General features: G+C 39.9%; 15 protein-coding genes. 12 read left to right on the forward strand and 3 right to left on the reverse strand.

Annotated elements, in window-relative coordinates; genetic code table 11:
* Entirely contained in the window at nucleotides 1-105 is a 105-nt protein-coding gene (locus KC820_RS01605; RefSeq protein WP_144160171.1) for an IS3 family transposase, read from the reverse strand.
* An 84-nt stretch (nucleotides 106-189) separates the two neighbouring features.
* Nucleotides 190-561 (reverse strand): transposase, encoded by a 372-nt coding sequence (locus KC820_RS13660; protein WP_212367414.1) that lies wholly within the window; start codon nucleotides 559-561, stop codon nucleotides 190-192.
* 124 nt (nucleotides 562-685) lie between these two features.
* Here KC820_RS13660 and KC820_RS01615 point away from each other — a divergent pair, with 124 nt between their 5' ends.
* From KC820_RS01615 to KC820_RS01625, 3 genes are all read left to right on the forward strand, one after another.
* Nucleotides 686-1,051: a hypothetical protein gene (locus KC820_RS01615; protein WP_144159529.1), complete on the forward strand. Its 366-nt coding sequence runs from the start codon at nucleotides 686-688 to the stop codon at nucleotides 1,049-1,051.
* A gap of 441 nt (nucleotides 1,052-1,492) precedes the next feature.
* Nucleotides 1,493-2,170, forward strand: a complete 678-nt coding sequence (locus KC820_RS01620) for an ABC transporter ATP-binding protein (RefSeq protein ID WP_212367416.1) — start codon at nucleotides 1,493-1,495, stop codon at nucleotides 2,168-2,170.
* Nucleotides 2,167-4,788, forward strand: a complete 2,622-nt coding sequence (locus KC820_RS01625) for an ABC transporter permease (protein ID WP_212367417.1) — start codon at nucleotides 2,167-2,169, stop codon at nucleotides 4,786-4,788. Before KC820_RS01620 ends, KC820_RS01625 begins: the two co-directional genes overlap by 4 nt.
* Nucleotides 4,789-4,844: 56 nt before the next feature.
* Here the strand turns inward: KC820_RS01625 and KC820_RS01630 are convergent, their stop codons facing one another.
* The gene (locus tag KC820_RS01630; protein ID WP_336511003.1) at nucleotides 4,845-6,104 is read right to left on the reverse strand and encodes an NCS2 family permease; all 1,260 of its coding nucleotides are present in this window, start codon (nucleotides 6,102-6,104) and stop codon (nucleotides 4,845-4,847) included.
* Between the two features lie 166 nt (nucleotides 6,105-6,270).
* Between KC820_RS01630 and sdaAB the strand changes: the two genes are divergently transcribed.
* The 9 genes from sdaAB (at nucleotide 6,271) to rnc (ending at nucleotide 14,721) form a co-directional block, all read left to right on the forward strand.
* Nucleotides 6,271-6,933, forward strand: coding sequence for an L-serine ammonia-lyase, iron-sulfur-dependent subunit beta (gene sdaAB / locus KC820_RS01635; RefSeq protein ID WP_212367419.1), 663 nt, complete (start codon nucleotides 6,271-6,273; stop codon nucleotides 6,931-6,933).
* Between the two features lie 29 nt (nucleotides 6,934-6,962).
* Nucleotides 6,963-7,856 carry an L-serine ammonia-lyase, iron-sulfur-dependent, subunit alpha gene (sdaAA, locus tag KC820_RS01640; RefSeq protein WP_212367420.1) on the forward strand — a complete coding sequence of 298 codons (894 nt, stop codon included), beginning with the start codon at nucleotides 6,963-6,965 and terminating at the stop codon, nucleotides 7,854-7,856.
* A gap of 3 nt (nucleotides 7,857-7,859) precedes the next feature.
* The gene (gene recG, locus KC820_RS01645; protein WP_212367421.1) at nucleotides 7,860-9,890 is read left to right on the forward strand and encodes an ATP-dependent DNA helicase RecG; all 2,031 of its coding nucleotides are present in this window, start codon (nucleotides 7,860-7,862) and stop codon (nucleotides 9,888-9,890) included.
* Nucleotides 9,891-10,349: 459 nt separating this feature from the next.
* Nucleotides 10,350-10,910, forward strand: a complete 561-nt coding sequence (gene fapR, locus KC820_RS01650; RefSeq protein WP_212367423.1) for a transcription factor FapR — start codon at nucleotides 10,350-10,352, stop codon at nucleotides 10,908-10,910.
* Nucleotides 10,911-10,924: 14 nt separating this feature from the next.
* Nucleotides 10,925-11,935, forward strand: a complete 1,011-nt coding sequence (plsX, locus tag KC820_RS01655; protein WP_212367425.1) for a phosphate acyltransferase PlsX — start codon at nucleotides 10,925-10,927, stop codon at nucleotides 11,933-11,935.
* Entirely contained in the window at nucleotides 11,928-12,872 is a 945-nt protein-coding gene (fabD, locus tag KC820_RS01660; RefSeq protein WP_212367427.1) for an ACP S-malonyltransferase, read from the forward strand. The genes plsX and fabD overlap by 8 nt, the downstream gene beginning before the upstream one ends.
* A complete protein-coding gene (gene fabG, locus KC820_RS01665; protein WP_212367428.1) occupies nucleotides 12,873-13,613 on the forward strand; it encodes a 3-oxoacyl-[acyl-carrier-protein] reductase in 741 nt (246 codons plus the stop codon).
* Nucleotides 13,614-13,659: 46 nt separating this feature from the next.
* Nucleotides 13,660-13,893 (forward strand): acyl carrier protein, encoded by a 234-nt coding sequence (locus KC820_RS01670; protein WP_212367429.1) that lies wholly within the window; start codon nucleotides 13,660-13,662, stop codon nucleotides 13,891-13,893.
* A gap of 138 nt (nucleotides 13,894-14,031) precedes the next feature.
* Nucleotides 14,032-14,721, forward strand: a complete 690-nt coding sequence (gene rnc, locus KC820_RS01675) for a ribonuclease III (RefSeq protein ID WP_144087702.1) — start codon at nucleotides 14,032-14,034, stop codon at nucleotides 14,719-14,721.
* Nucleotides 14,722-14,934 lie beyond the last annotated feature (213 nt).

The raw sequence follows: 14,934 nt of genomic DNA on the forward strand, positions 1-14,934 counted from the left end.
CTAAATGGCCTTCGTCCGATATTCAATTGGACTAAGGCCATTTAGTCTTTTTTGGTACCTTTGGTGATTGTAAAAATGAATGTATCTTTCAAAGGCTTCTTTCAGATCTTCAAAGGTGTCGTACTTTTGTTAGGTAAATAATACTCCTCGCTCTTCAATATACCGAAAAAACCTTCCATAGAACCATTATCAATACATCTTCCTACTCCATTTACGTAAAACGGTGGAACTGGAGATGTTATAGTGATAAACAACTTCACTTAGGGAGTACTTACCGCTTTCATAATCTTTCACAGCCTGTAATTTAAGTTCTTGCGAGTAACGATTCCAAGTCTTCGATTCTCTTAATCCCTCAACACCCTCAGTCTCAAATTTATGGAGCCACCTCTTTAAAGTGCTTTCTGATATTCCGTTATATGAGCAGTAATCAACTATAGAACAATTCCTCGAGTCAGATGACTGAACAACCTCTATCTTAAATTCATCAGAGTAGGATCGTTGAGATATAAAAATGCCCCCTTCAAAGTTAGTTTTTTTAACTGTATAATTTGAAGGGAGCATATCAGGAATGCTCGCTGTTTTTTGTTTATACTATTTTTTAATTCTAAACTTTAAGAATATTTTAACGATTAATTGACAACCATATATAATTAATGTAATATTATAGAAAAGGAGGTGGATTTTAGTGAGAAAGCTGATTGTAAGTATTTTGACTATTACACTTTTTCTTCTCATATCATCTACAACCATAAGTGGTTATGCAACAATCACTCCGCAAGAACAGACAATTGAAGGCAGTAGTGGAACGGCTTATTGGACATTTAGTTGGGGAACTGGATCTAACCCTTGGCGTGTTGATTTTGCGGCAGATACGGATCGTTCATACGTAACTATTGACCGAAATACGAATAGCACCGCGATGACTCACCAACAGTATTATAGCTTAGGGTATGGTACTAACTATGATAATTACACACCTCGCCTTAGAGTAATGGATAGTAATTATATCATCACAGGGGTTGACACAGCCACTGTTTATCAAAACAGATAGACTAATAGAGGCTGGGACAAAATCTTTAAAGTAGACTCAGATGTGAACATTCTAATTTAGTGTGCCGGAAATACCCGCTTCGGAAATATACTGCGCTTTTACCCACAGGGCATAAGGCGACATCTGCGATAAATCGCAGTGTCTTCTATATCGCGGGCAGCTGTTGAGCCTCCTCGTGCTTTGCACTGCGGGGTCTCACCTAGGCTTTTGCTCCCGACGCCCAGGACGGGCTAGTGTCAACGTTGGCCACAGGACGTACTTCTACAGGATGTGTTGGTTTCCCCGTTGCACACAGGACGTGTGCGGTTTTTGCGGAATTTCTTTTATTTTCTGACCGCAGAAGTCTCCGTATATTTCTTACGCTAAGTTAGATTGTTATTTGTGTTTCTGAGTTAATAACTTTGATTTATCTCAGCCCCTATTAAAAAGGGGGAGAAATTCATGCTCATGGAAGCTAAAGGAATTCAGGTTACATATGAACAAGGTAAAAATCAGCAAATTTTCGCACTGAGCAACGTTGATTTGGTGATTAACAAACAGGATTGGATTTCCATATTGGGACCTTCAGGCTCGGGCAAAACAACGTTATTGAATGTGTTGGCAGGATTACATACCCGTTTTGAAGGCACAGTTGAATTTAACGGTAAGAAGTATAGTGACTTTACAAAAGAAGAGCTTCAACACATGCGAAGAAATAAAATAGGTTATATTTTTCAAGATTATCGACTCTTTGATCAGTACACTGTCTTGGAGAATGTAATGATGCCTTATTGGCCGTATGAAAATAAGCTACATCTGAAGTCAAAAGCTAAAGAAATCATTGGACACTTAGGACTAACTGAACGCATAGACGCATTACCAAACGAATTGTCTGGAGGAGAAAAACAAAGAACCGCAATTGCCCGCGCGTTATTAAATGAACCTGATGTATTATTATGTGACGAACCTACAGGTAATTTAGATGAAGACAATCGAGACCACATATTGGAAATATTGAAAACATTGAACGAACAAGGTATTACGATTCTTCTCGTAACACATGACCCATTAGTCGGAAAGTTGGGTAACAGAGAATATTACATGCGTGATGGCAGGCTACAAGAGGTGCAGCCTACATGAATCGTTTAAGTTTTTTAAAGGCTAAACGAAATAAATGGTATTCTGGTATTTTCATGATCGCTTTCTTTTTCATTTTACTTTGTTTTCCTGTAGCCATCCATTCTGTTTTCAACTTACAACAAGATGTAGAAAGTAATATATCCCATTATGCACGAGGCAGTTATGATTTATTGGTTAGAGCAGAAGGCAATCAACATCCATTGGAGGAAGAACTGGGTATCGTACCTGAAAACTATATTGGTTTTGGTCAGGGTGGTATTTCCATTGAGCAATGGGAACAAATTCGAGATCGAGAAGATATCGAAATTGCCGCACCTGTCGCATCTCTAGGTTATTTTACAGGGGTGACTTCGAATTTTGGTGTTATGTTTCTGGATACAAGCAGCTATTATGAAACAACGTTTTTCACAGAAGATGGAGTTAATTCTTATCCAGTCGGTAACCGGCAAATGTGCTATTTATTAGAGTCTGGAATTGAAGTAGATGGTAAACCAGTTCATCCAAAATATGAATTCTTCACGGATAACCGTGAACTACTGAATTATTGTAAAGATGAAGCGCCAAATTTTTTAATGCCTAGCACGTATCAACTTGTCGTGGGAATTGACCCGGAGGAAGAGGAAAAACTGGTCGGTGTTTCTTTTGATAAAATTGATCCTGAACAGACCATCAGAGGCCCAGCCTATCAATTTCAGCAAAATGGATTCCCCAACTCACCATTATTGCCAGTACTAGAGATTGAAGGTCCATCACCCACCTTGAAAGCCAACGTAACAGCTGCAACGCTTGACATCGAACCTACTGAAGTTGTCGCATTAAGAGAAAGATATGATATAGGCAGTACAGTTGATGATTATCCTCATGATTTCTATCAGTTACTTGATCCGGAATATGCAGAAAAGCGTCAGTCACTCATCAACGATTTACAAGCCATACCAAGAGATGAAGTTTTTGAGTTTACCGCCGACTTAGGTAAAGAATTGAAGTCCTTTCATCAAAATGGAATCATCCTTTTTGAAGATGGATCTGTTCGCCATTTGGCTGATCATCCAGAATTATTTGGCGGACGCTATTTTGAAATGTATGACTTCTTAAATAACCCAATTTATTATCAAGCCGGATATCCAAGTTATGATTTAAGCGGTGAAGGTATTCAAATCAAGCAAGCCGGTGAAGAAAACGGTATTCCGACGTATCGGGAAATTATCAAGAAAGGGATGACAAGTGAAGAAGCCTCCGATCAAGGAGAAGATGTTGTTATACTCGATCCTGTTGATACCATAGATTTTGGGGAAAGGGATATCGATTTGGCATCCAGTCCGCTCGGAATCTATCAATTTTCTCCGGTATACGGGAAAGGTGAAAATGGCAATGAGGTGGAATTGAAACCGACCTTGACACCGGGAAGTTTTATTACTCCCCCGGCTAAAGGTGTAACGAATATCGAGAGTTCTATCCTTGTCAAAGGTGATCAACCGATTGATGCAATCCGGATTAAAGTTGCTGGAATTACGGGTTACACGGATGAATCAATCCAGAAAATTGATGCCATCACTGATGAACTGGAAGAGATAGGTCTAATGGTGACCAAGATTGCAGGGTCATCACCGCAAACGATGGAAATGGACGTTGAGAATATCGGTACAGTCAAAGAATCGTGGACGACTTTAGGAGCAGCTGGAACTATTATCTCTGAGTGGAGTTTGACCAACCTGCTTCTTGGCTTATTGTTTGTCTTAGTTGTGTTAACTTACATGCTGAATCGTTCACATTTTTGGTCTGTCGTTAATAAAAAAGACATTCTTTTGTATCAACAAATGGGTTGGTTAAATCGTGATATCAGACGAATTGGAAAACAAGAGAATCTATTATTGATATTGACGAGCATCGGAATAGCCGTTCCTTTTGTTGTGGCAATCCCTGCTTTTTCAGTCATGGAATGGGATTTACTTTTCTTATTTATTTGTTCAGCGATTTCATTTCTCATTTTCATGCTTGTAATGAATCATTACTATACGAAACAAATCACCAGTTCAAAAGGGAAGAAGCGAATGAATTGTGAAAAAATCAAAAGAAAAAATTCTTTAGTCAGTAAAAACTTAGCTTTTTATCAAAAACATATTCGGACATCCTTTGTACAACTGTTTTTGGTCAGTAGTTTAAATTCAATTGTTTATTTGGCGTTAACAGGTACGGTGACGACGACCAATGTAACCGCATTAGGTGAATTTGTTAATGTCCAGATTAATGCTTGGCATACAATCATCCTCGTAGTTACGTATATTCTAGGAATAATCACCTTGTTAGAAAGTAACTATTCTTTATTAAGAGAGCGAGAAAAAGAAATTACAACCTATCTCTCAATTGGGTGGAGTTTAAAAGATATATCCCGCTTATTATTAAAAGAAATTGCCATTTGGAGCTCAGTGGCCGTTGTATTGGGAATGATCTTAAGTACGTTTGTCTACGCTATTTTATTTTCGATTAGCTTAAGCCATATCATCTTAATTATAGGTGTTTGCTTGGTATTGTTTAGCGTAGTCATGTTCATATCTAGAATCTTTATCGAAAGGTTATTGCGCAGGAAACATATCAAAACAAACAGTCTATCTGCTTAAACGTCTATCCTAATTAGACAATAAGAAAGCACCTCAAATCCCTGAGGTGCTTTCTTTTACATCGTTGCCTTGACGATAAACTCCAAAACAAATAATCCGGCAATCACCCATAGAATCGGAGTGGTTGCTTCTTTATTTCCTGTAAAATATTTAATTAATGGGTAAGCGATAAATCCAAATGCCATTCCATCTGCAATGCTATACGTGAATGGAATCATGAACATGATCAAGAACATAGGAAAAGCTTCCGTCAGATCATTTACATTGATGTGTTTAATGTTTTGCATCATTAGCACACCAACGATGATTAAAATCGGACTGATTGCATTTGCTGGAATCAAACTAATGTAAGGAATCAGTAATATAGTTGACAAAAAGAGTATGCCGGCAACGACACTTGCCAGGCCCGTTCGTCCTTTCGCGGCAATCACTGCTGCGTTTTCCGCGGCCGGGATTGTCGGTGACGTACCGAAAAAGCCACTAAATAATGCAGCGATCGATGAACTTTGACTGCCTACTTTATATCGTTCGGGCTTTCCAACCATGTCAACCTGACCTTGCAGAATGCCAATTGTTTCGAAAATCAACACGAGGGCAAGGGGCAATACAGCTGCCCAAAATGTGATTTGGCCGATGTGATGAAATTCAGGCGCCACCCATCCGTCAGTAATACTGTCCAATGAAATTGAGATCGGCTCCTGCTCTGAAAGCCCAAATACGAAAGTAAGCATCGTACCAACAATCATTGTAATCAAAAAGTTCGCTGGTACATTTTTTACAAATAAAAGTACACCAATGAGTAACGTCACTAAACTCACAATGACATATGGTGAAGAAAGATCACCTAGAGAAATGATGGAATGATTCCCACTGACAATGAGTTGGGCATTTTCCAATCCAATTAATATTAAAAATAATCCTAAGCCGATTGTAATACCATGTTTCAACGTATTCGGAATTGCACGGCTTAAGTACGAACCCATTGGTGTAAAAGCGGTAATTACGAAAATTAGACTTGCAATCACCACTACACCTAAGCCTTCTCCATATGAATAATCATATTGTTGAACGATGGAGTAGGTGAATAACGCATTGACACCCATGCCAGGTATGATGAGGAGTGGCAGCTTTGCCCAAATCCCCATCAATATACAACCGAGTGTACTTGCTAGAATAGTAGCAATCATACCGAATTCCATATCTAATCCAGCGTCTGCCAAGATAGCGCTATTGACGACGACAATATAGACAGTCGTTAAATAGCCAATTAAGCCGGCAGAAATTTCACGTATCCAATTTTTATTTAGTCTATTCATCATTTTCCTTCTTTTTTATTAACCCTCGACCCACCCGGGATGAAACCCAAGAGACATTATATAGGTACGTAGACTAGCTTTGCAAATGATTTTGTTTATATAAGGTTGGGCTTTTCCTTAATTCTTGGTAAAATAGAAGTAAGACAATAAGTAAGGATGGTGCCTTATGAAATTTAGATCGGTTTTTGATGTGATTGGTCCGGTTATGATTGGTCCGTCAAGTTCACATACAGCAGGAGCTGCTAGAATCGGAAAGATGGCTCGCCAATTATATGGACGTCAACCAAAATGGGCCAAAATCCATTTGTATGGTTCGTTCGCAAAAACATATCAAGGTCATGGTACAGATGTGGCTATTGTAGGTGGCTTATTAGATTTTGACACATTTGATGAGCGAATTAGGCAAGCTTTTGAGTTAGCAGAAGAAGCAGGGATGGCATATGAATTCATTGAAGAAGAAGGGGCATCAGAACACCCGAATACGGCACGAATAAAAATCGGAGATGATGAAAGCGATTTCGAGCTAGTTGGTATTTCAATCGGTGGAGGAAAAGCTGAAATTACCGAAATTAATGGATTTGAACTGAGATTAAGTGGTGAAAATCCAGCGATTCTTGTTTTGCATAATGATCGACATGGTGCAATCGCTTCGGTGACGAGCGTTTTGGCAGACAATAAAATTAATATCGGTCATATGGAAGTATCTCGTCGTGATAAAGGAAAAGAAGCAATGATGATTATCGAAACCGATCAGCGGATTCCGGATGAGATTATGGAAAGGCTGGAAGGCTGCGATCATATTTTAAGTGTTATTTCGATTACAGAATAAAACATATAGAGTAGAAGGAGGGAAGTAGCATGTTATTTAAAAACGTCAGTGAATTAATTCAGGCAACTGAGGAAAACAATATTTCTATTGCTGAAGTAATGATTCGTCAAGAAGTTGAAGAAACGGGAAAGCCTAGAGAAGAAATTTTTGCAGAAATGGGCCGTAACCTGGATATCATGGAAAAATCCGTTGAAGATGGGTTAAATGGTGTGAAATCGACTTCTGGCTTAACAGGTGGCGACGCCGTACTACTGAAAAATTATATGGAAAAAGGTAATACATTATCTGGTGAATTAGTGCTTGATGTCATTAGTAAGGCCGTTGCAACGAATGAAGTGAATGCAGCAATGGGAACAATATGTGCAACACCTACAGCTGGAAGTGCAGGGTGTGTTCCTGGTGTGTTATTTGGTTTGAAGCCAAGATTGAACCCGACACGAAAACAAATGATTAACTTTTTATTCACAGCTGGCGCATTTGGCCAAGTGATCGCTAATAATGCGATGATCTCTGGGGCAGCAGGCGGCTGTCAGGCAGAAGTTGGATCAGCAGCTGGAATGGCCAGTGCAGCTGCTGTCGAAATGGCGGGCGGAACTCCTCAGCAGTCAGCTGAAGCAATGTCAATGACACTTAAAAACATGCTCGGTCTCGTTTGTGACCCAGTTGCAGGATTGGTTGAGGTGCCTTGTGTGAAGCGAAACGCGATGGGATCGTCCCAAGCCATCGTGTCAGCCGATATGGCTTTAGCAGGTGTAACAAGCCGTATTCCGTGTGACGAGGTCATCGGAGCAATGTTTAGAATCGGAAAATCAATGCCGTCGACCCTTCGAGAGACTGGTGAAGGTGGTCTTGCGGCAACACCAACAGGAAGAGCACTTGCAGCGAAGATTTTCGGTCCTGCTGCAGCATCGAAAGAAGGGTAACAAGTGATTAAGGAACCAGTAACTAATATACCAAGCGTTGGAAATAAAACAGCTGAACAATTACAACTGATGAACATTGAAAAAGTGGGAGATTTACTCTTCCACTTTCCTTTTCGTTACGATTTTCATGAATTGAAGCCACTGACAGAAATTGCACATGATGAAGTTGCTACCATTCAAGGAATCGTCGCATCACAACCACATGTGCAATTTTATGGGCGAAAAAAATCTAGATTAACTTGCACACTTACGATTGGTCATGTTGCAGTAAAGGCCGTTTTTTTCAACCAAAACTTCTTGAAAGATAAACTCATCCCTGGTGAACAAGTTACGTTAACAGGAAAATGGGATGAGCGAAGACTTCAAATAACGGTACATAAATATCATCCAAAAGGTTTTGAAGACCAAACAATTCAGCCTGTTTATTCGACAAAAGGAAATATTACGACGAACCAATTAAAAAAGTGGATTTCCTATTCATTAAAGGCTGCGCTTTCTGAAGTCGAAGAATTATTGCCAGAGCAGTATTTAAAAGAATATAAAATACCCGGAAGGCAGCAAGCAATTCGTGAAATTCATCAACCGCATTCGAAGGTGAGTTTAAAGCACGCTCGCAGGCGGTGGATTTATGAGGAATTATTGCTCTTTCAACTAAAAATGCAATGGATTCGAAAAGAAAATAAAAAACGGATGGAAGGACTCGTCAAAAAATATGATGAGAATCAACTAGAAAATTTCATCCAAACCCTGCCATTCCAACTAACGAATAGTCAGCAACGTGTGTTAAATGAGATTTTAACTGATTTAAAGAGTGAATCACGCATGAGCCGTTTACTTCAAGGAGATGTCGGTTCCGGAAAGACAATCATTGCTGCGATCGCTTTGTATGCAACAGCATTATCCGGTCAACAAGGTGCGTTAATGGTCCCAACAGAAATTTTGGCCGAACAACATGCAGAATCATTGCAATCGTTACTCGGTGACCATTTATCAATTGAATTATTAACCGGTTCGATTAAAGGGAAGAAACGACGAGAAAAATTAGAACGGTTGCAAAGCGGAGAGATAGATCTATTAATCGGCACTCATGCTTTAATTCAAAATGATACCGTGTTTGACCAATTAGGATTAATTATTATCGATGAACAGCACCGTTTTGGTGTGGAACAGCGTAAAACGTTACGAGATAAAGGTGTCACACCGGATGTTTTATTTATGACAGCGACACCAATCCCACGAACCTTATCGATTACCGCACTTGGTGATATGGATGTATCGACAATTGATGAGATGCCATCTGGAAGAATTCCGATAGAAACCTATTGGGTAAAGGAAAATATGCTCGAACGGATTTTAACTTTGATGTTAAAAGAAATCCAAAACGGGCATCAAGCCTATGTCATTTGTCCGCTCATCGAAGAATCTGAACAACTAGACTTATCGAATGCGATTGAAGTCTACGAGCAATTGCAAGCTTGGATGCCGGATTCGGTAAAAGTTGGACTCATGCACGGAAGGCTTCATACAGATGAAAAGGAAGAAGTGATGCGTGCTTACGCTGAAAATGAAATTCAAGTACTCGTATCAACGACTGTCGTTGAGGTTGGTGTCAATGTGCCTAATGCGACCATGATGTTGATTTATGGTGCAGAACGATTTGGTTTAGCCCAATTACATCAGTTAAGAGGGCGCGTTGGACGAGGGAGTAGTAAAAGTTATTGTATTTTGATGGCCGATCCAAAAACGGAACAAGGTAGAGAGCGAATGAGCGTGATGACGGAGACGACGGATGGTTTCGAGTTATCTGAACACGACTTGAAACTGCGTGGACCTGGTGACTTTTTCGGTAAAAAACAAAGTGGGTTACCGGAATTCAAAGTTGCAGATCTGACGGAGGATTACCGAGCATTGGAAGTTGCACGAAAAGACGCTGTCCGAATTATTCAGGATAATTTGATCGAAGAACCCGAATACCGCGTGCTAAAAGAAATGATACTCTCAGACCCATTAATTCAAGAGCGGATTTTTGACTAATTGATTTATAGATTGACGGCTGGGACATAACTTGAATCGTCGTCAACCGCTTCGGAAAAACACTACGCTTTTACCCACTGGGCATAAGGCGACATCTGCGATTAATCGCAGTGTCTTCTATACCGCGGGAGCTGTTGAGCCTCCTCGTACTATCGTACTGCGGGGTCTCACCTAGACTTTTCATCCCGCAGGAGTCTTCGTGTTTTTCCTACGCTAATAGAATCCGAACCGATTCATATATTTAAGAATCGATGTTCGGATTTTTCTTTAACTAAATATCATTTGACCCGGCCTCTTTCCTTCGTCATTCGCTTATATTTTGTATGCTATCAATTGTTACGTGCAAGTTCATAATTTTTAGTGAGTCATAAGATGACTCAAAAAATCATTGCAACAATGAGTTCTGTATTATATATTACTATTAGGACCTAGTCATAATACTGGACGGTGGAACATCAAATGAAACTAAAAAAGAAAGATCGTCAAGAGAAATTAAATCAAGCTATTGAAAAGACCCCATTTATTACGGATGAAGAGCTAGCAGAACAATTTCAGGTGAGCATTCAAACGATTCGGCTGGATCGTATGGAGCTGGGAATACCTGAAGTAAGAAAAAGAATTGAGTCTGTTGCCCAAGAAAATTGGGATGAAACATTAAAAGCACTTCCCGCAGCTGAGGTAATTGGTGAAGTAATTGATCTTGAATTGGATCAGTCCGCAATTTCCATTTTAGATATCCAAGCGGAGCATGTTTTTTCAAGAAACCAAATTGCGCGAGGACACCATTTATTTGCACAGGCTAATTCGTTATGTGTAGCCGTGATTGATGATGAATTAGCCTTGACCGTGAATGCATCTATTCAATTTAAACGTTCTGTGCGCCTAAATGAACGGGTTGTCGCAAAAGCAAAAGTGATAAATACCGATAAAAAAAGAACTACCGTTGAAGTGAATAGCCATGTCGGAAAAGAGCTTGTATTTTCAGGGACATTTGAAATGTATCGCTCAACGGATCGATAAAGGAGTATTAGCTGATGAAAATTGCAATTGATGCAATGGGTGGCGACAATGCACCTGAAGCGGTCGTCAAAGGAAGTTTATTAGCAGTCAAAGAATACGAAGAAGTTGAAATTACGTTGTATGGTGATGAAAAGCAGATTAAGACCTATATGAATGAGACACATGAACGAATTTCGATTGTTCATACCGACGAAAAAATTGAAAGTACAGATGAACCGGTGCGAGCAGTTCGTCGCAAAAAGAATGCTTCGATGGTTTTGATGGCTGAAGCTGTAAAAGAAGGACAAGCAGATGCTTGTATCTCAGCTGGAAATACAGGAGCCCTTATGAGTGCAGGGTTGTTTAAAGTAGGCCGTATTAAAGGAATTGACCGACCTGCATTGAGTCCGACATTACCGACTGTTGATGGTGGAGGATTTTTATTCTTGGACGTCGGAGCTAACGTCGATGCAAAACCAAATCATTTGCTGCAATACGGAATAATGGGATCGATTTATGCAAAGAAAATTCGTGGCATTGAACAACCACGAGTAGGATTGCTGAATGTCGGAACAGAGGAACAAAAAGGATCTGAATTAACGAAGAAGGCATTTGAGCTTCTTCAACAAGCTGACTTGAATTTCATAGGGAATGTCGAGGCACGCGATCTTCTTGAAGGTGTGGCAGATGTTGTGATAACAGATGGTTTTTCTGGCAACGTTGTCTTGAAAACCGTTGAGGGAACAGCTTCCACATTGTTTTCTATGGTGAAAGAAGTATTTATGACGAATACAAAAACGAAAATTGCAGCAGCTATTGTCAAAACCGATTTGAAAGGTCTAAAAGATCGATTGGATTATTCAGAATACGGTGGAGCCGGGTTATTTGGTCTTGCTGCCCCAGTCATTAAAGCCCATGGTTCTTCAAATGACCGAGCGATTTTTAATGCGATTAGACAAACACGTCAGTTAGTCGAAGAGCAAGTAATTGACGCGATTACTCAAGAAGTGAAAAAGCTGCAAACTGAGGAGGGATCTAATGAGTAAATTGGCATTCCTTTTTCCTGGACAAGGATCACAAACGGTCGGAATGGGAAAAAGTTTCTTTGACCAAAACCAAGAAGTGAAAGATGCTTTTCAGCGAGCAGATGGTGTACTTGGTTATTCCTTAAGTGACCTGATTTTAAATGGTCCTGATGAAACGTTGACGAAGACTGAAAATGCTCAACCAGCTTTATTATTAATCAGCGCGGTAATAAATGATCAGTTGAAACAAAAAGGGGTTGAACCAACGCTAGTAGCTGGTCACAGTTTAGGGGAGTACAGTGCATTATATGCTGCAGGTGTTTTAAGCTTGGAAGACGCAATTAAGGTCGTTCATGAACGCGGAAAATTAATGGAAAAAGCCGTACCTTCTGGAGAAGGAACGATGGCTGCTGTACTAGGGATGAAGGACGAAGAGATTCGCCAAGTTACAGATGCAGTTACGGAAGCGGGTGACGTCGTCAACGTCGCGAACTATAACTGTCCTGGACAGATTGTCATCTCCGGTAGTGTAGCTGGAGTTGAAAAAGCGAGTGAGCAATTGAAGGAAAAAGGCGCAAAACGAGTGTTGCCATTGAATGTAAGCGGACCTTTTCATTCAACTTTAATGAAACCAGCAAGCATTGAATTTCAAGCTGTATTGGATTCAGTAAATTTCCAAGAAGCCAATATTCCAGTATATGCGAATGTTCATGCGAAACCAGTAACAACGAGTGATGAAATCAAACAATTATTGATTGAACAACTATATTCTCCTGTTCAATTTTCTCAAACAATCGAAAACATGTTGGAAGAGGAAGTCGATGTATTCGTTGAAGTTGGCAGCGGAAAAGTACTCTCAGGCTTAGTGAAAAAAGTACACCGTCGTGCAAAGGTCTTTTCAGTCCAAGATATAGAAACCTTTGAAAAATTTATCGACTGGACGAAGGAGGAAGCGTAAATGTTTAAAGGGAAATCAGCTCTTGTAACCGGAGCCTCACGAGGAATCGGTAGAGCAATCGCACTTAAATTGGGTGAAAATGGTGCGAATGTTGTCGTTAACTACTCAGGAAGTAAAGACAAAGCAGAAGCCGTCGTTGAAGAGATCAAATCGTTTGGCCAAGAAGCAATCGCTGTGCAGGCGAATGTAGCTGATACTGATGATGTAAAGCGACTTGTAAAAGAAACGATTGATACGTTTGGCAGCTTAGATATTCTCGTTAACAACGCAGGGATCACACGTGATAATTTGCTAATGCGAATGAAAGAAGAAGAATTCGATCAAGTTATTGATACGAACTTAAAAGGCGTATTCAATTGCACGAAAGCCGTCACTCGTCAAATGATGAAGCAACGCGCAGGCAAAATTATCAATATCGCTTCCATTGTCGGAGTGAGCGGGAATCCTGGACAAGTAAATTATGTTGCAGCTAAAGCAGGCGTGATCGGTATGACCAAATCGGTAGCGAAAGAATTGGCTACACGTAATGTTCATGTTAATGCAGTTGCCCCTGGCTTTATTTCAACTGAAATGACTGATGAGTTGACCGATGACCAAAAACAAAACATGTATGACATGATTCCTTTAAATCGACTAGGCGAGCCTGAAGATGTAGCAAATGTCGTTAAATTTTTAGCCTCTAGTGAGTCTGATTATATGACTGGTCAGACAATTCATGTTGATGGTGGCATGGTTATGTAGTTGTATGTTTTAATAAACATGCACTCTTTGAAGGGAGGTGACGTGAATGGCAGACGTATTTGACCGCGTAAAAAACCTGATCGTTGAACGATTAGATGTTGATGAATCAAAAGTTACAGAAAATGCTTCTTTTAAAGATGACCTTGAAGCAGATTCTTTAGATGTTGTTGAATTAATCATGGAATTAGAAGATGAGTTTGATTTAGAAATCGCAGATGAAGATGCAGAAAAAATTGAAACTGTTGGTGATGCTGTTAACTACATAAACAGCAACCAATAATTAAAAAAACTGCTGGCCCCTGCCAAATCGGATAGGGGTCAGTGTTTCTTTTGGCACAGGACATTCCTTTTGTCACCAAGCTTAATTTCGTTATACAATACAAGAAGATTAACTTTCATTTTAGAAAAGGTGAGTCAAGTGGACTTCCAATCATTTCAGGAAAAGTACAACGTCAAATTTAAAAACGAGCAACTACTAAAGCAAGCATTTACACACACATCGTATGCGAATGAGCATCGAAAAAGCCAAATCAAAGATAACGAACGTCTTGAATTTTTAGGAGATGCAGTATTGGAACTAGCTGTTTCCCAATATTTGTACCGAGGTTACCCTTTAATGAGTGAAGGTGAATTGACGAAACTTCGGGCGAATATTGTTTGCGAACCTTCTCTTCACAAGTTTTCGGTTCAATTAGGAATGGATAAGCTCGTGTATATCGGAAAAGGTGAAGAAGCAACAGGCGGAAGAAGCCGTCCTGCACTGTTGGCGGATGTCTTTGAGGCATTTATCGGTGCATTATATTTAGACCAAAATTTCGATGCAACACTTAATTTTTTAAAGTCTAATGTGTTTCCGACTATTGAAGTGGGTGCTTTTTCGCATGCGATGGACTACAAGAGTTCTTTGCAAGAATTTGTTCAGAAACAAGGACAACAAGTCAGTTACCAAATTGTAAATGAGATTGGACCTGATCATGATCGACAATTCGTGGCCGCTTGTTATATTGAAGACCGGCATTGTGGTGAAGGCAAAGGTCGCTCAAAGAAAGAAGCTGAGCAACGTGCCGCTGAACGTTGCTTAACTGCACTAAAGCAAACTGAACAATAATCTAAAGAAACTCCATCTCCTATATTGTTATAGGAAATGGAGTTTTTTGGTGGAATTCTCAATACACGAATGGAGTGATTCTCACCTTGTCATGTCGTCGAGAAGACGTCTCGATACCGAAGTGCAGCACCTTGGAGCTCAAACTGTCGTAGAGAAGGTGTCTCGATACCGAAATGCGGCACTCCGTAGCTCAAATTGTCGTAGAGAAGACGT

This window comes from Allobacillus saliphilus (genome assembly GCF_018138385.1).
Lineage (GTDB): Bacteria > Bacillota > Bacilli > Bacillales > Alkalibacillaceae > Allobacillus > Allobacillus saliphilus.